At 65.9% G+C, this 15,439-nt stretch carries 12 protein-coding genes; 8 read left to right on the forward strand and 4 right to left on the reverse strand.

What is annotated here, in order from left to right; all coding sequences use genetic code 11:
- Positions 1-37 precede the first annotated feature (37 nt).
- The gene (locus ACZ1J6_RS04805; protein ID WP_465127042.1) at positions 38-1,639 is read right to left on the reverse strand and encodes a hypothetical protein; all 1,602 of its coding nucleotides are present in this window, start codon (positions 1,637-1,639) and stop codon (positions 38-40) included.
- Between the two features lie 116 nt (positions 1,640-1,755).
- Positions 1,756-3,477, reverse strand: a complete 1,722-nt coding sequence (locus ACZ1J6_RS04810) for a GGDEF domain-containing protein (protein ID WP_465127043.1) — start codon at positions 3,475-3,477, stop codon at positions 1,756-1,758.
- 270 nt (positions 3,478-3,747) lie between these two features.
- Here ACZ1J6_RS04810 and ACZ1J6_RS04815 point away from each other — a divergent pair, with 270 nt between their 5' ends.
- Positions 3,748-5,520, forward strand: a complete 1,773-nt coding sequence (locus tag ACZ1J6_RS04815; RefSeq protein WP_132265832.1) for an SLC13 family permease — start codon at positions 3,748-3,750, stop codon at positions 5,518-5,520.
- Between the two features lie 15 nt (positions 5,521-5,535).
- Here ACZ1J6_RS04815 and ACZ1J6_RS04820 read toward each other — a convergent pair whose 3' ends face one another.
- A complete protein-coding gene (locus ACZ1J6_RS04820) occupies positions 5,536-6,726 on the reverse strand; it encodes a Xaa-Pro peptidase family protein (RefSeq protein WP_314466536.1) in 1,191 nt (396 codons plus the stop codon).
- Between the two features lie 12 nt (positions 6,727-6,738).
- A complete protein-coding gene (locus tag ACZ1J6_RS04825; protein WP_465127044.1) occupies positions 6,739-7,959 on the reverse strand; it encodes an NAD(P)/FAD-dependent oxidoreductase in 1,221 nt (406 codons plus the stop codon).
- Positions 7,960-8,223: 264 nt separating this feature from the next.
- On the opposite strand from ACZ1J6_RS04825, the gene ACZ1J6_RS04830 reads away from it, so the two are divergent.
- The 7 genes from ACZ1J6_RS04830 to ACZ1J6_RS04860 all read left to right on the forward strand — a co-directional run bounded on the left by ACZ1J6_RS04830 (position 8,224) and on the right by ACZ1J6_RS04860 (position 15,405).
- Positions 8,224-8,880, forward strand: coding sequence for a GntR family transcriptional regulator (locus tag ACZ1J6_RS04830; RefSeq protein ID WP_132265838.1), 657 nt, complete (start codon positions 8,224-8,226; stop codon positions 8,878-8,880).
- A 20-nt stretch (positions 8,881-8,900) separates the two neighbouring features.
- The gene (locus ACZ1J6_RS04835) at positions 8,901-10,319 is read left to right on the forward strand and encodes an amino acid permease (RefSeq protein WP_134095591.1); all 1,419 of its coding nucleotides are present in this window, start codon (positions 8,901-8,903) and stop codon (positions 10,317-10,319) included.
- 56 nt (positions 10,320-10,375) lie between these two features.
- Complete coding sequence (locus tag ACZ1J6_RS04840; protein WP_465127045.1) at positions 10,376-11,890, forward strand: glycoside hydrolase family 27 protein; 1,515 nt, start codon at positions 10,376-10,378, stop codon at positions 11,888-11,890.
- Positions 11,891-12,127: 237 nt separating this feature from the next.
- Positions 12,128-12,907 (forward strand): PepSY-associated TM helix domain-containing protein, encoded by a 780-nt coding sequence (locus ACZ1J6_RS04845; RefSeq protein ID WP_465127046.1) that lies wholly within the window; start codon positions 12,128-12,130, stop codon positions 12,905-12,907.
- Between the two features lie 15 nt (positions 12,908-12,922).
- The gene (locus ACZ1J6_RS04850) at positions 12,923-13,426 is read left to right on the forward strand and encodes a DUF2271 domain-containing protein (RefSeq protein ID WP_465127047.1); all 504 of its coding nucleotides are present in this window, start codon (positions 12,923-12,925) and stop codon (positions 13,424-13,426) included.
- Between the two features lie 57 nt (positions 13,427-13,483).
- A complete protein-coding gene (locus ACZ1J6_RS04855) occupies positions 13,484-14,368 on the forward strand; it encodes a DUF4198 domain-containing protein (RefSeq protein WP_465127048.1) in 885 nt (294 codons plus the stop codon).
- 17 nt (positions 14,369-14,385) lie between these two features.
- Positions 14,386-15,405: an FAD:protein FMN transferase gene (locus ACZ1J6_RS04860; RefSeq protein ID WP_465127049.1), complete on the forward strand. Its 1,020-nt coding sequence runs from the start codon at positions 14,386-14,388 to the stop codon at positions 15,403-15,405.
- Positions 15,406-15,439 lie beyond the last annotated feature (34 nt).

Genomic DNA, 15,439 nt, shown 5'->3' on the forward strand with positions numbered 1-15,439 from the left:
TCCCGGTAGGACTTGCTTCAGATCGAAGGCGCGCGGCTCACGATCCGGCGGGCGCTGTCGCCCCCTTGGGTGTGCTTGCCCCGGGCTTCGATGCGCCGCCGGAATCCTCGCCTTCTCCGTCTTCGCCATCGTCATCGAGACCGGCACTGCTTTCGGGGCCCTTCCAGCTGGGGTCCTTGTCCAGCCGCGCGATCATTTCCGTGGCGCGCTGGGCCATGCCGCCGCCGTGCGGATTGAAGGCCACCGGCGCCAGAATGATCTTGGCATCATCAACGCGCCCCAAGCGGATCAGCGCCCAGCCCAGGTTCATGCGCAGGCCGAAATCGAAAGGCGCCAGTTCCACGGCATGGATCAACCCGTCGATGGCCAATTTCGGGGGCTGCTCCCCCTGCTCCACGAAGCTGCGATAATAATAGATCAGCGGCAAGGGATGATCGTTCTCCAGCCTGTTGAGCGCCACGAACGGCGCCCGGGCACGGCGATAGGCAAGCGCCTTGTCTCCATCCGTGTCCTGGGCCTCGCGAAACAGCGCATAGCCTTTCTGGATGTAGGCATTCGTCTGCGACGGATCGACCGCCAGGGCCGCATCGGCCGCGGCAATCGTTTCCTTGTCGTTCCCCGCGTCATATTCGGCTTCGGCGAGTTCACCCAGCACGGCGACGTCGCGCGGATATTGGGCAGCGATGGCCCGGGCCTCGGCGACCACGCTCTTGGCGCTGTCCTCGTCCACGCCGCGCTTGGACCGGATCCGCACCGGCATGATGGCGGCTTCGCCAGCAGTCAGCCTGCGTACGGTGATCGGGCCGACGATGAGCCTGTCCCCTGCTATCGGCAGAGCGCTCATCTTCGGGCGCATGAGGTAGCGCTCGACATCCTTCTCAAGCTTTTCGAAATCGCCGAAGGCCTCGGCTGCGGCTTCGCGCTGCCCCTTCCCCTGATCGAGCAGCTGAAGATAGCGCGAGAACTGGCCTTGGCGGGACGGGTCGAAGGTCAGGTAATGATAGAGCAGCCAGCTCTTGCCGTAGAATGCGTCATAGTTGCGATGAGTGCGCTTGTCGTAAGCGGTCGGATCCAGAAGATCGGCCACCTTGACGTCGGGCGCGTAGAACAGTTCCCCGGCACGGTGAAGCGCCGGGCGGCCCACCACCATGCTGCCGTCCGACGAAAAGCTGCTGGAAGAAAAGAACTCCGCCGCGCCCTCCGTAAACCACTTCGGCCGCTGCATCGCCGTGGCCGAGATCATGAAGTGGTGGGCATATTCGTGAAGCAGTGTGGTCATCGACCCGTCAGTGGTGCTTTTCGCGGCATCGACCCGGGGTATGATCGCCAGCGATCCACCGGCGCGCGGAAGATAGAAACCGCCGATGTACTTGCTGTTGGCGCCGTAGATCTTCCTGACCGCCTGCTCGCTGCCCACGACATAGACCGTGACCCGGTTCGATGGACTGGGCGGCGGCGCCTTGACGTGGAACAGCAGCGCCATCGCGGCGTGGTAGCGTTCGAGCTGGTCGGAAAACTTGCGCAAGTCGCGCTCGTTGTCCTCGGCATAAATGACGAAATGGTCGCTGGATGCTTCCAGCCATTCCGCGCGCGCCGCGCCCGGAAACAGGAACAGGGCCAGCAGACAGGCCATGATCATCGATCGCATTACTTGAATCACCCCCCGGTAATATCCGTGGGTTATTTACCGACCCGTCGAAGGCATGCAAGCGGCGATGGATCCGGTTTGAACAGCATCGGCTGCGCGGCGCCGGCTCAACTGCCGAGCGCGACCTGGCCGAGATCGTCTGCTGTGGGCTCAGGTTCGTCCAGCAGGCGAATGGCGACCTGGTCCCGGCCCTGTCGCTTCGCTTCATAGAGCGCCTCGTCCGCCAGGCGATAGAGCGAGCGAAAATCGCCGCCCGTGGAGGCTTCCGCGATGCCGATGCTGACCGTGACCTTGCGCTGGCCGATGAGATCGCCGTGCTCGCAAGCGGAGATCTCCTGGCGCAGCGTCTCGGCGAAGCGTATCAGCGCGAAACCCTCTAGCCCGGCGACCATGACCGCGAATTCCTCGCCGCCAAGGCGGGCGACCGTGCAACTGGGGCTTTCGTAAGGCGCGATGCGCCGCGCGATTGCTGCGAGCACCACGTCTCCCGCCTCATGGCCGTAGACGTCGTTGATCGACTTGAACCAGTCCACGTCGATCAGCAGCAGACCCACGACCTGCCCCTGCTCCTGCGAGGTTTCGAGCACAGTGCCGACCCGTTCGATGAAGCCGCGCCGATTGGGCAGGCCCGTCAGCGCATCCCGGCGCGCCAGTTCCTGGGCCTGGGCTTCCGCGCGGCGCGCCATGTCGCGCTCGATCCGCAGGCGGGCATGGGAGCGCGATGCCGCGATCGAGAGCCAGAGCGTCTGCCAGGCTGCGGCGAAAAGCACGAGGATCTGCGATCCGCCGCCCCAGAACATCCTGTCCGTGTCGACGAATTCGGTGGAGGCGAGCACCAGCATCGGCACCGACCAGGCGCCTGCAAAGCTGCGCGCCTCGGCGCTTCCGCGCCTCCAGGCCTGGCCGATGCAGCAGGCCACCGCAAGCAGGTTGGCCAGGATCAGCACCCCCAGCAGGCTGCCGAGTGTCTCGATCGGCCCGGAGCGCATGAGCGAGAGCGGCAGGCCCAGCGCGGCAACCCCGCCCGTCAGCCAGAGTGCGGCGCGCCGCAGCCAGCGGTTGACGCTATGGCTGTCAAGCGCGGTGACGGCGCTCAGCGTCGCCAGACAGATCGCCAGGCACGACAGGCCCGTGCAGATCTGTGAGGAAAGCGCGCCGGCCATGCGCGGAAAGAAGAACAGGTGGAGCTGCGACCAGCAGCCGCCCCAAAGGATCATGCAGGCCGCCCAGCCCGCCTGCCATGCCGAGAACTGCCGCCGCACCGCCACCGCCAGCGAGGCATTGTAGATCGCCCCCGCCAGGAGCAGCACCAGCGCGGCACCGATCGACGTGGCAAGGCCGGTAGTCTGCGTGCTCTCTTCGCCGCGTCCGACCAGGCGCATCCGCAGAAGCCCGGCGCTCGCCACTTTGTCGAAACGCATGGTCACGCCGACCAGCGGCACGTCGCGGTGCGGCGCGCGAAAGGCCAGCTGACCGCCGGCGCGCCAGTGCGTGCCGAAATCGCCGCTGCGCACATCCTGTCGCTCGATCGCGCCATCGGCATAGGAGAAGTAGACGACCAGTCGGTCGAACCGGGAGCTGTGAATGATCAGCGAAAGATCGTCGCGCTCGTCCGCCCCCGGCGGGAGGAGCGCATGAAGCCAGAGCGTGCCCTTCTGGTACCCCTCGGGCTGACCGTCGCAGGCGAAATTTTCGGGAATGGCATCGCTGCCCGGCACGGCAGGGCTCACGGCATGGCACAGGGGATGGCCGATACGAAGCACCTCGGCCGACGCCGCGCTTGTCCATCCCATGGCCGCCACGGCGCAAAGGAGGGTCAAGGTACGCATAAAAAAGCGCAAAAAGGGCGAGTCGCAAACCATTGCGCCGCGACCTATGGCACATTTGCGCCTTCAACAAGGTTACCGGATTAACCAGGTTCGGCTAATTGTCAGCCTCCGCCGATGACGCTGGACTGCTGCGTTCCGGCTTCGGAAATGACCTGGGCCCTCACCCTCCTTGCGCCATATCGCCAAGGCCGATCCGTCATGCGGCACCGCCTGCGCTTTCGAGCATTTAGCGTCTGTACCGGACGACCGGCCGAACCAAAGCGAGATAGAATGACCCTGAACCAGTGGCTTTCCGTCGCCACCCTATGCGGCATGATGATTCTCTTCATCTGGGGTCGTTTCCGCTACGACGTCACGGCGATCATAGCCCTGATGGCGGCGCTTGCGCTGGGGCTGGTGCCACCGGAAAAGGCGTTTACCGGCTTCGCGGACGATATCGTCATCATCATCGCCTCGGCGCTGGTGCTCTCGGCGGCCGTGCAGCGGACCGGGCTGGTGGAGCGTGCGGTCACGCTCGTCAGCCAATGGGTACACAAGCCGGGCTCGCAGCTGTTCGTGCTGACTTCGGCCGTCGGCGTGGCGTCGGGCCTCATCAAGAACATCGGCGCGCTGGCGATGATGATGCCTGCCGCGTCCCAGCTCGCGCGGCGCAGCAAGACCAACCCTTCGCGCTTCCTGATGCCGATGGCCTTCGCCTCGCTGCTGGGCGGCCTGACGACGATGATCGGCACTTCGCCGAACATCATCGTCAGCCGGGTGCGCGAGGAAATGACCGGCGAACCGTTCCGCATGTTCGACTATCTTCCCACCGGCCTGGGCATGCTGGTGATGGGCCTGCTGTTCCTGCGCTTCGGTTACCGCCTCGTCCCGGCCGACCGCCGCGCCGCCGCGACCATGGGCGAAGCGCTGAACATTTCCGACTACACCACCGAGGCGACCGTCTCGGAGGAATCGAAGGCCATCGGCGAGACCATCGAGGATTTCACTGCCAGTCACGACAACGAAATCGAAGTCACCGCCGTCCTGCGTTCGGGACTGCGCGGCGACGTCCATCCGGCCATGCACATAGTCGAAGGCGACGTGCTGATCCTATCCGGCGATCCAGACGCCCTGGAACGCGCCATCGCCCGCTCGCAGCTCACGCTCGACGATCACGAGGACGACGACGAACATGCCGGCGCCCGAGACGAGATCGGCGTGATCGAAGGCGTGATCATGGCGGAATCCGCCTTCGTGGGCAGCACCGCGGGACGGCTGATGCTGAAGGAGAGGATGGGCCTGCGCCTCGTGGCCATTTCCCGGCGCGGGCAAATCCTGCGCAACAAGCCGGGCAATGTCGTGATCCAGGCCGGCGATGTCATCGTGCTTCAGGGCGTGCTCAGCGAGATGCCCGGCCGCCTGCGCCAGCTCGGCGTCCTGCCGCTGGCGCAGCGGCAGATCCGGCTCGGCATGAATCGCAGCAGTTGGCTGGCCCTTGTCATCCTGGCCACGGCGATGCTCACCACGGCGCTCGGGCTTGTGCCGGTGGCCGTGGCGTTCTTCGCCGCAGCGGGCGCCGTGATCATCACCGGGGCACTGCCCGTGAACGATGCCTACGAGGCCGTAGAATGGCCGATCCTCATCATGCTGGGGGCGCTGATCCCGGTCAGCGAAACGCTGCAGACCACCGGCGCCTCGAACATTCTGGCCACCGAACTCTCGCACCTGGCACGGGATATGCCGCCCTGGGGCGCCGTGGCGATGGTGCTCGCCGCCTCGATGGCGGTGACGCCCTTCCTCAACAATGCCGCGACGGTCCTGGTCGTGGCGCCTATCGCGGCCGTCTTCGCCAAGGACCTCGGCTACCGGCCCGACGCTTTCCTGATGGCCACGGCGATCGGCGCGGGATGCGATTTCCTCACGCCGATCGGCCACCAGTGCAATACGCTGGTAATGGGGCCGGGCGGCTATCGGTTCGGCGACTATGCCCGGCTGGGGGCGCCCCTTTCGGTGCTCGTGCTCCTGCTGGGGACGCCCCTCATCATGTATTGCTGGCCGCTGTGACCGCAGCCACTCTCCTCACGCCGCGAAAGGACGGTCGATCGAGACCTGCGGCCGGGTGAACCACTGCGCGCCGGTTTCGGTGACGTACATGTGGTCTTCCAGGCGCACCCCGAACTTCTGCGGAACGACGATCATCGGCTCGTTCGAGAAGCACATGCCGGGCTCCAGCGGCGTCTTGTCGCCGCGCACGAGGTAGGCCGGCTCGTGGATCGAGAGCCCGATGCCGTGGCCGGTGCGGTGCGGCAGGCCCGGCAGGGCGTAGTCGGGGCCAAGTCCCGCCTTTTCGAGCACCAAGCGGGCGGCATAATCGACCGACTCGCAAGGCTCGCCGGGACGCACGGCGTCGAAGGCGGCCTGCTGCGCCTCCTTTTCGATATCCCATATGCGGCGGATCTCGTCGGAAACCGCGCCGAACGCGTAAGTGCGGGTGATGTCGGAATGATAGCCCTGGATGGTGCAGCCGGTATCGACCAGCACGAGCTGGCCTTCCTGAAGCTCGCGGTCGCCCGGAAGCCCGTGCGGATAGGCCGTCGCTTCACCGAACTGGACGATGCAGAAGCTGGAGCCGCTGGCGCCGAGCTTGCGGTGCGCCGCATCGATGAAGTGGACCACTTCGCTCTGCCGGATACCGGGGCGCAGGATGCGGGCTGCAGCCTGATGGACCAGCAGCGTCATGTTCTTCGCCTGCTGCATCAGCGCCAGTTCCGCGGCCGACTTGACCATGCGGCACTGCTTTATCACCGGCATGGCGTCGACCGGCCGGGCCGGGCTGCCCTGGCGGATGCGCTCGGCGAAATGGAACGGCAGTTCAGGATCGATCGCCACCGTCTTCGCGCCCAGTTCGGCCAGGACGCCGACCACCAGCGCGACCGGATCCTCGTCTTCCTGCCAGGAGCGGATGTCCACGGGGATCGCCAGATCCGCCTCCAGGGTACCGATCTCGAAATGCGGACAGATCATGATCGGCTGGCGACCGGGCGCCACGATCATGGCCACCAGGCGTTCGGTCTGCCCCCAGGGCAGCCCCGAGAAGTAGCGCAGCGAGGCGCCTGCATTGACGAGCAGTGCATCGGCGCCCAGTCGGTCGGTCAGTTCGCGGGCGCGCTCCATCCGCGCCTCGCGCTCCGGCACGGCGATGGCCGGGGCGCGGTCGGCCCAGGCCGTGAGGCCGGCCAGTTCGATGTCTGCGGTCGATCCGCCAATCATGTCATTCTTCCTTTATGCGAAACGCTGGATGTCGAAGGGCGCGAGCGGCAGTTCCGGCTGCCCGCCTGCGACCATCGCCGCGACCAGCCGCGCCGTGATCGGCGCCAGTGTAAGCCCCAGGTGCTGATGGCCGAAGGCATAGAAGAGATTGGATGCCTTCGTCGAGCGGCCGATGGCAGGAAGATAGTCCGGCAAAGTAGGGCGGCAACCCATCCAGCGACGGAACGGTCCCTCGATCGGCAGGCCCAGTTCCGAAACGTGGCGCTCCAGGCGCTCCCATTTGCGCGGATCGGCAGGGGCGTCGACCTTGCCCAGTTCCACGAAGCTCGCGGCCTGAACCGCGCCGCGATAGCGCGTGACGATCATCGAGCGCTCCTCGAAGACCACGGGCGGCAGATCCGCGGGCCAGCGGCTGGCATCGGCGCGGACATGATAACCGCGCTCGGCGATCATCGGCACCTTGTGGCCAAGGTACTCCATCAGTTCGCGTGAGCGCACGCCCGCGCAGACCAGCACCTGATCGGCATCGACCCCGCCGATCTCCACCCTCTGGCCGGCAAGGCGCAGTTCGCCGCGCTGCGCTACGAGGATACCGCCGCGATCGGTGAAGGCCTTGCGCAGGGCCTGCCGCAACTCTCCAAGATCGGCGATCTGGCCGCTTCCCGAAAAGCGGATCGCGCCGGCCGCCGGTCGATCGGTCAAGCCGGACAGCAGCGCCAGTTCGGCCTCCGTGGCGGCGTGGACCTCGGCCGAGCCGGTCTCGGACGATTGCCACGAAGCATGGCCCTCGCGTGCGGCGCGCGCGTCATGCCAGACGACGAAGTGCCCGTCCTGCCGCAGCAGATCGGGTGCACCGATGCGCTCGGCGGTCGCGACCCAGGCCGGCATCGATCTGGCCAGCAGCGGCGCCAGAGCCTCACAGCCCTTGCGGAAGTTGGCGGGACGAGCAGCCGAGAGCAAACGCAAGCCGAAAGGCACCCACTGCGCCAGAGCCGACGGAGGAAAGGCCAAGGGGCCGCCGCGCAGGAACAGCCGCTGCGGAAGACTGCGCACCATGCTCATAGAGGCCAGCGGCTCCACCTGCTCCACCGCGATATGCCCGGCATTGCCCCAGGAGGCTGACGCGCCGGCGGCGTCGTCATCGACGATCGCAACCTGGCGCCCGGCATCGAGCAATTCGATGCCCGCGCAAAGCCCGACCACCCCGCCACCGACAATTCCAATCGACGCCACAAAAACTCCGTTGCATAAGTCAGACTATATCGTATACCATATATCAATCACCGCCCGTTCGCACAAGGCTTTGCACCGCGCCATGAACGTCTCGATCCACCGAAATCTCCGCCCCCCGGTTCGCCGGGGCGGTGTCCGGTCGGGACTAACAAAAGGCAATGGCTCGGCAGAAAAGGTCCGATTGCAGCACCATTGGCGATCATCTACCGTATACGTTAGATCGACGGCGTTTCGCGCCGTCGAGACCTGTATGGAGATTCACTGGTGACAATCGTCGTCCGCACCCTTGCCGAACGCATTTTCGACGTGATCCGCGAAAGGATCGTCGAAGGAAAGCTCCCCGTCATGGAGCCGGTCCGGCAGGATGCCCTGGCTGCCGAACTCGGCGTCAGCAAGATACCGCTGCGCGAGGCTCTGGCACGGCTCGAACACGAGGGATTGCTGACCAGCCAGGCCAATCGCGGCTGGTTCGTGCGCCCGATGTCCAGCGACCAGGCGGAGGAGATCTACCTGCTGCGCCTCGCGACCGAACCGGCCGCCGCGGCCTATGCCTGCACCCAGGCCGACGACGAGGACCGCAAGGCCGCGGTCAAGGCTTTCGAAGTGCTCGACGCGGCCGCCAAGGACAATCTCAGCGACGTCGCCGTCCGCAACCGCGAATATCATGTCTCGCTGGTGCGCCCCGGCAAGCGCCTGCTGACCACGCAGCTCGTCGAACGCCTCGAAGTGCTCGCGGAGCGCTATGTCATCGCGCACCTCGAACCGGCCGGGCGCGGCGACCGCGCGCATATGGAACACCGTGACCTGCTCGACGCCTGGCTCGCCGCGGATGCGGAGCAGGTGAAGACACTGCTCACCCAGCACATCGCCAGCACGCTCGACGACTTGCGCGCTCATTTTACCGCCAGCCAGACAGGCTGAGACCATAACCAGGGGGATCCATGCTCGGACCGCGTAAATCGATAGAAAAACTCTCACAACGCGAATCCGGGCATTCCCTGGCCAAGACCCTGAGCTGGCCTCACCTGATTGCACTCGGCGTCGGCGCGATCGTCGGCACCGGGATCTACACCCTCACCGGTGTCGGCGCAGAGCGTGCCGGCCCGGCCGTGATCCTGGCCTTCGCGATCGCCGGGGCCGTCTGCGCCTGCGCGGCGCTGGCCTATGCCGAAATGGCGACGATGATCCCCGCCGCGGGTAGCGCCTATACGTTTTCCTATGCCGCCATGGGTGAGACGATTGCCTGGATCGTGGGCTGGAGCCTCATCCTCGAATATTCGCTGGCCTGCTCCACGGTGGCGGTCGGCTGGTCCGGCTATCTGGTCGGCTGGATAGAGTCGGCAGGCATTCACCTGCCCCACGCGCTGCTGGTCGGCCCGCATGGCGGCGGCATCGTCAACATGCCTGCCGTGCTGGTGGCCCTGGCGGTGATGGGCATGCTGATTGCCGGCACGCGGGAAAGCGCGACGCTCAACATCGTTCTGGTCATCATCAAGCTCGTGGCGCTGACGATCTTCGTCGTCATGGCCCTGCCGGCCTTCCATGGCGGCAATCTGGAGCCCTTCATGCCCTACGGCTTCGGCAGCACCGAAGTGGAAGGCCAGAAGCGCGGGGTGATGGCGGCCGCCGCCATCGTCTTCTTCGCCTTCTACGGCTTCGACGCGGTCGCCACTTCGGCCGAGGAAGCGAAGAACCCCGGGCGCGACCTGACCATCGGCATCGTTGGCTCGATGGTGGTCTGCACCTTCATCTACATGGCCGTCGCCATCACCGCCATCGGCGCCCTTCCCTTCCAGCAGCTCGCCAATTCGCCCGAGCCGCTGGCTCTCGTCCTGCGCCAGCTCGGCCAGCCCGTCGCCGCGCACCTGATCGCGCTGGCCGCCGTGCTCGCCCTGCCCTCGGTGATCCTCGTCATGATGTATGGCCAGAGCCGCGTGTTCTTCGTCATGGCCCGTGACGGCCTGCTGCCCCGCAGCCTCGCGAAGATCAGCCCCCGCACCGGTGCGCCGACCCGCATCACGCTGATGACCGGCATTTCGATCGCCATCGTCGCCGGCATCTTCCGGCTCGACGAGATCGCGGAGCTGGCCAATGCCGGCACGCTGATCGCCTTCATCTCGGTCGGTGCCTGCCTGATGATCCTGCGGCGTCGTTCGCCTGAACTGACCCGCCTGTTCCGCTGCCCGCAGCCCTATCTTATCGGCACCCTGACGATCCTGGGCTGCGCCTACCTGCTGTTCAGCCTGCCCGAAAGCACCCTCGTCCGCTTCGGTGCCTGGAACGTGATCGGCCTGCTGGTCTACTTCCTCTACGGTCGTCGCCGCAGCGAGGCAGGCCGGGAAGCCGCCGCGACCGTCTGACGCGGCAAACCTCGAATCCTTCTCAACAGTTCCCTGCAAGTCTCCAGGAGATCGCGATGAAACGCGCCCTTTTCATGGCCGCTGCCCTTCTCGGCACCAGTCTTTCCCTTGCCTCGCCTGCCCTGGCGAAGACCGCCTATGACGGTGTCTGGGTGTTCGACGATACCCCGCCCACGCCCGGCGTGACGATGATGGAAGTCACCTCCCGGGGCGGCAGGATCGAGGGCAAAGTCACCACCAAGTGGTACGGCCCGGTCGAGATGATCAACCCGCGCGTCGAGAACGGCGAGCTGAAGTTCGAGGCCCGAAACCTCAACGACAAGGAACACCTCGCCCGCCCCTGGAGCGTCGCGCTGGAGGACGGCCAGGCACACCTCAAGGGGCGGATCTGGGAAACCGATGTCGACAGCAAGGGCCGTCGCGGCAAGGCTGCCGAGGCGAAAGCCCGCGCCTTCCAGTTCGCGGCACTGCCACCGCTCGGCGCCCCGATCCCCAGCCCGCTCGCCGCCACCCCGCCGATGGGCTGGAGCAGTTGGAACAAGTTCGCCGAACATATCGACGACAAGACCGTGCGCGCCATGGCCGATGCCATGGTTTCATCGGGCCTTCGCGATGCCGGTTACATCTACGTCAACATCGATGACGGCTGGCAAGGCAAGCGTGACGCCAATGGCGTACTCCAGCCCAACGCCAAGTTCCCGGACATGAAGGCCCTGACCGACTACGTCCATTCCAAGGGCCTGAAGATCGGCATCTACTCTTCGCAGGGCCCGCGCACATGCGCTGGCTTCGAAGGCAGCTACGGCCACGTCAAGACCGACGCCCAGACGTTCGCCGACTGGGGCTTCGATTACCTGAAGTACGACTTGTGCTCCGGCGAATGGTTCTATGACGACGCGGACACCGTGAAGCGCAGCTACTATGAGATGGGCGCGGCGCTCCAGGCGACGGGCCGCGAGTTCATTTTCTCGCTCTGCGAATATGGCCGCTTCGACGTGGGCAGCTGGGGCCGCGATGTTGGCGGACAGCTCTGGCGCACGACGGGCGACATTACCGATGACTATCCGACGATGGCGAAGATCGGGTTCGACAAGAACGGCAAGCCCGAATGGGCCGGTCCGCATGGCTGGAACGATCCGGACATGCTGGAAGTCGGCAATGGCGGGATGTCGGCGGACGAATATCGCACTCACATGACACTCTGGGCCATGTCCGCCGCGCCGCTGATGATGGGCCATGACTTGCGCGAAACCGATGCCGCCACGCTGGCCATGCTTACCAATCGCCGCGTCATCGCGGTGGACCAGGATGCCAAGGGCGTACAGGGCAAGGCCGTGCGCAAAGTGGGCTCCATGGAAGTATGGGCCAAGCCGCTGGCCAATGGCCAGGTCGCCCTGGCCCTGTTCAACCGCGGCGATACCGCCGCTTCGCTGGCCCTTACCCCGGCCGATGCCGCTCTTGCCACCGTTTCTCAAATCGAGGATCTTTGGACCGGCGCGAAATCGTCCAGGCTGCCCTCCAGCTACACGGTTCCACCCCGCGGCGCCGTGATGCTGACTTTTAAACAATGACTTTAAATCAGCTGGTTCAGGTTGGTGTCTAACTGACTTTCTAAATCGACATGCCGACCCGCGCAGGAGCAAGTCCTCCTTGCGTGGGTCGGCATGTCACCTTGGTCCAGGGTCGCAGCAGCGATCCTCATCATCACAGCAGTCTTTGTTATTGCGAGGCATTCGCACTTGCAGTAATGGCTCGGCCATGAGGGGGCCGGGATTCGATATTCGCATCGCCGCGCATGCCCCCTCTTCATGAGGGAAACGAGCGAGTTGGGCGGCCAGGGCGAAACTCTCGAAGTGCTGGACAAAGTGGACCCGGCGTCCTCCGACGGTCTCGGCAAAGCATCTTCGCCCGCGTCGCACGCATCTTCCGGTCGCTCGACGAAGCCTGCCCGGCAGAGCGCTTCGAGCAAGAAGAAAAACAAGAAGGCGCGTGCCTTCTGGCTCAAGCAGTTGCATACGTGGCATTGGGTAAGCGCGGCCGTTTCGCTGGCCGGCATGTTCCTTTTCGCGATCACCGGGATCACGCTCAACCACGCCGCCTCGATCGGCGCCGAACCGCAAGTCGTGCAAAGCCAGGGCAAGATCGCACCTTCCCTTCTGCGCCGCCTGCCGCCCCCGGGCGACGGGAACGGGGCACTCCCCCCCGAGGTGGCGAAAGCCGTGGCGGCAGCCGTTCCTCTCGATCCCTCGGGCTTTGCGGCGGACTGGTCGGCTGAAGACGAGGTCTATGTCGCCATGCCCGGCCCGGGCCGCGATGCCTGGGTCAGCATCGACCGTTCGAACGGCACCGTTTCCGCCGAAGTGACGCGGCGCGGCGCGATTTCCTATCTGAATGACCTCCACAAGGGTCGCAACACCGGCTCCGTGTGGTTCTGGTTCATCGATCTCTTCGCGGCGGCCTGCGTGATCTTCACGGTGACGGGCCTGTTCCTGCTCCAGCTTCACGCCAGGCATCGGCCCTCGACCTGGCCGCTGGTGGGGCTGAGCCTGCTGATCCCGCTCGCGATCGCCCTGATATTCATCCACTGAGACAAGAAGGCACCGATGACGACATCGAAGGTAATGCCCGCGCTTTCCCTGATGGCCCCGGCGCTCGTCGCCGGCACGATGGCCGCCCCGGCCGCTGCTGCCACGGTCAGCATCACCATCCCGCGCGTCAAGGTCGCGGAATACCACCGGCCTTACGTGGTCGGCTGGCTGGAGCCGGCCGCCGGAGGCGCCGCGCGAACGGTCTTCGTCTGGTACGACGTCAAGAAGGCCGGTCGCGAGTCCGGCACCAAGTGGCTGGCCGACTTGCGCACCTGGTGGCGCAAGGGCGGCCGCTCGATGCAACTCCCCGCCGATGGCCTGAGCGGCGCCACCCGCGCACCGGGCACCTACCAGGTCCCTCTCCCCGCCAACCTTGCCCCCGGCGATTATGTCCTCAAGGTCGAAGCTGCGCGCGAGACGGGCGGACGCGAACTCGTTTCGGTGCCGATTTCGGTTCCCGTAAAGAAGGGCGGCTCGGCCTCCGGCAGCAGCGAGCTGGGTGCCGTCACGGTACGCTGATCAACGCGATTTTCCCTATTTTCCAGTATAATGGAATACGATCTTCAAGGATTTTCAATGCGTAGAAACCATATCCTGATCGCCTCCGCCGCCGTCGCTGCGGTTCTCGCTTCGCCCGCCTCGGCCCATCGTCAGTGGCTTCTGCCGTCCACGACCACCGTAGCGGGAACCGATGAATACGTGACCGTGGACGCCGCCGTCTCCAACGACCTGTTCTATCCCGATCACTTCCCGATGAGCCCCGACCAGGTCACCGTCTGGGCACCGGACGGCAGTGTGGGCAAGCTCGAGAACCCCGCCACGGGGCGTTACCGTTCGACCTTCGACGTGAAAATCGACAAGCCCGGAACGTGGAAGATCGGCACTCAGCGCTCCGGCGTGATGGGCACCTTCAAGGTGAACGGCGAGGAATGGCGCCTCGGCGGCCGCGGCAGGCCGATGGGTGCGCCCGGTGCCGGTGGCCCCGGTGGCCCCGGCGCACAGGGAGCCGCTCCTGCCCGGCGGGTCGAGAATGTCGCCGACATCCCCGCCAATGCCACCGACGTGAAGCTCGTCGAGACGCTTGCCGCCAACTACATTTACGTCACCGCCGACGCCCCCACCAAGACCGTGTTCACGGCAACCGGCAAGGGCCTCGAGATCGAGCCGATCACGCACCCCGACGAACTGGTCTCCAACGAAGAAGGCCAGTTCCGCTTCCTGGTCGACGGCAAGCCCGCCGCCGGGGTGAAAGTCACGGTCGTTCCGGGCAGCAAGAAGTACCGCGAAGCCGAGCAGGCGCAGGAACTGACGACGGGCGCCGACGGCGTGCTACACGTCAAGTGGCCGGTTGCCGGGATGTACTGGATCAACGCCAGCGCCGCAGACGCCAAGCCCAGCGAGAAGCGCGCGAGCGAGCGCCGGATGAGCTACACGGCCACCGTGGAAGTCGTCGCGCCCTGATCGGCAACGACGCTTCCATGCCGATCGCACCAGGCGCGGGGACGATCCCGCGCCTGGCCGTTCCGCTCGAGATCGACGCCGCCTGCCTGGCCGATTGGCTTCAGGACGCTCCCGTCGTCGATCTCGCCGGAGAGACGATGGGGACGAACTGGCGCCTGCGCCTCGCCGCTCCCGCCGGCTTCGACCGGGCCGGACTGGACGCCGCCATTGCCGCCCGGCTTGAAGACATTCTCGCGCAGATGAGCCACTGGCGGGCGGACTCCGTGCTCGGCCACTTCAATCGCTCTGCCGCCGGAACCTGGACCGCGCTGCCGCAGGACTTCGCTGCCGTGATGACAGCGGCCTTGGCGGTCGCCGAAGTCTGCGCGGGCGCTTTCGATCCGGCCATCGGGTGCCTCATCGATCTCTGGGGCCATGGGCCAGTGGGGGTCGCCGGACCACCCTCCGCCGAGGCCTTGTCCCATGCGCGCCAGCTCTCGGGCTATCGCCGCCTGGACTTCGACCACGATCGGCAGCGGCTCCGGCAACCGGGCGGCCTGCGTCTGGATCTCTCGGGCATCGCCAAGGGCTATGCCGTCGACGCGCTGGCCGCGCTCCTGCGGCGACGGGGTTGCAACCATTTCCTCGTCGAGATCGGCGGCGAGCTGGTGGGCGCCGGGCTGCGGCCGGACGGCGATCCCTGGTGGGTCGACCTGGAGATGCCCGCAGCCGGGGTCGCGCCTTTGCGCATCGCCCTGCACCAACTCGCCGTCGCCACATCGGGCGACTACGTTCGCGGGCGTCATACGATAGATCCGCGCACCGGGATTCCGGTCGAGACGGCCATGGCGGTCAGCGTCATCCATCGCTCCGCCATGCTCGCCGATGCCTGGGCGACCGCGCTCTGCGTCGAGCCTGCGGAGGCCATGCGCGCTCTGGCCTTGCGGCAGAACCTTGCGGTCCGTGCGTTGATCCGCAGTGCCGATGGGATCCAGGAATGGCTCAGCCCGGCGCTTCAAGAACTCATCGTAGACGACAACGAAACCGCCCCTTCCTGAAGCGTCAGCCAACGCCGGGGCGCGTTTGCAACAA

It is taken from the genome of Novosphingobium sp. BL-S-21, assembly GCF_055521655.1.

Bases quoted from the DNA above. Each gene is read 5' to 3' on its own strand.
- ACZ1J6_RS04805 (WP_465127042.1), bottom strand. From the start codon at position 1,639: ATGATCATGGCCTGTCTGCTGGCCCTGTTCCTGTTTCCGGGCGCGGCG.
- ACZ1J6_RS04810 (WP_465127043.1), bottom strand. From the start codon at position 3,477: ATGCGTACCTTGACCCTCCTTTGCGCCGTGGCGGCCATGGGATGGACA.
- ACZ1J6_RS04815 (WP_132265832.1), top strand. From the start codon at position 3,748: ATGACCCTGAACCAGTGGCTTTCCGTCGCCACCCTATGCGGCATGATG.
- ACZ1J6_RS04820 (WP_314466536.1), bottom strand. From the start codon at position 6,726: ATGATTGGCGGATCGACCGCAGACATCGAACTGGCCGGCCTCACGGCC.
- ACZ1J6_RS04835 (WP_134095591.1), top strand. From the start codon at position 8,901: ATGCTCGGACCGCGTAAATCGATAGAAAAACTCTCACAACGCGAATCC.
- ACZ1J6_RS04840 (WP_465127045.1), top strand. From the start codon at position 10,376: ATGAAACGCGCCCTTTTCATGGCCGCTGCCCTTCTCGGCACCAGTCTT.
- ACZ1J6_RS04845 (WP_465127046.1), top strand. From the start codon at position 12,128: ATGAGGGAAACGAGCGAGTTGGGCGGCCAGGGCGAAACTCTCGAAGTG.
- ACZ1J6_RS04850 (WP_465127047.1), top strand. From the start codon at position 12,923: ATGACGACATCGAAGGTAATGCCCGCGCTTTCCCTGATGGCCCCGGCG.
- ACZ1J6_RS04855 (WP_465127048.1), top strand. From the start codon at position 13,484: ATGCGTAGAAACCATATCCTGATCGCCTCCGCCGCCGTCGCTGCGGTT.
- ACZ1J6_RS04860 (WP_465127049.1), top strand. From the start codon at position 14,386: ATGCCGATCGCACCAGGCGCGGGGACGATCCCGCGCCTGGCCGTTCCG.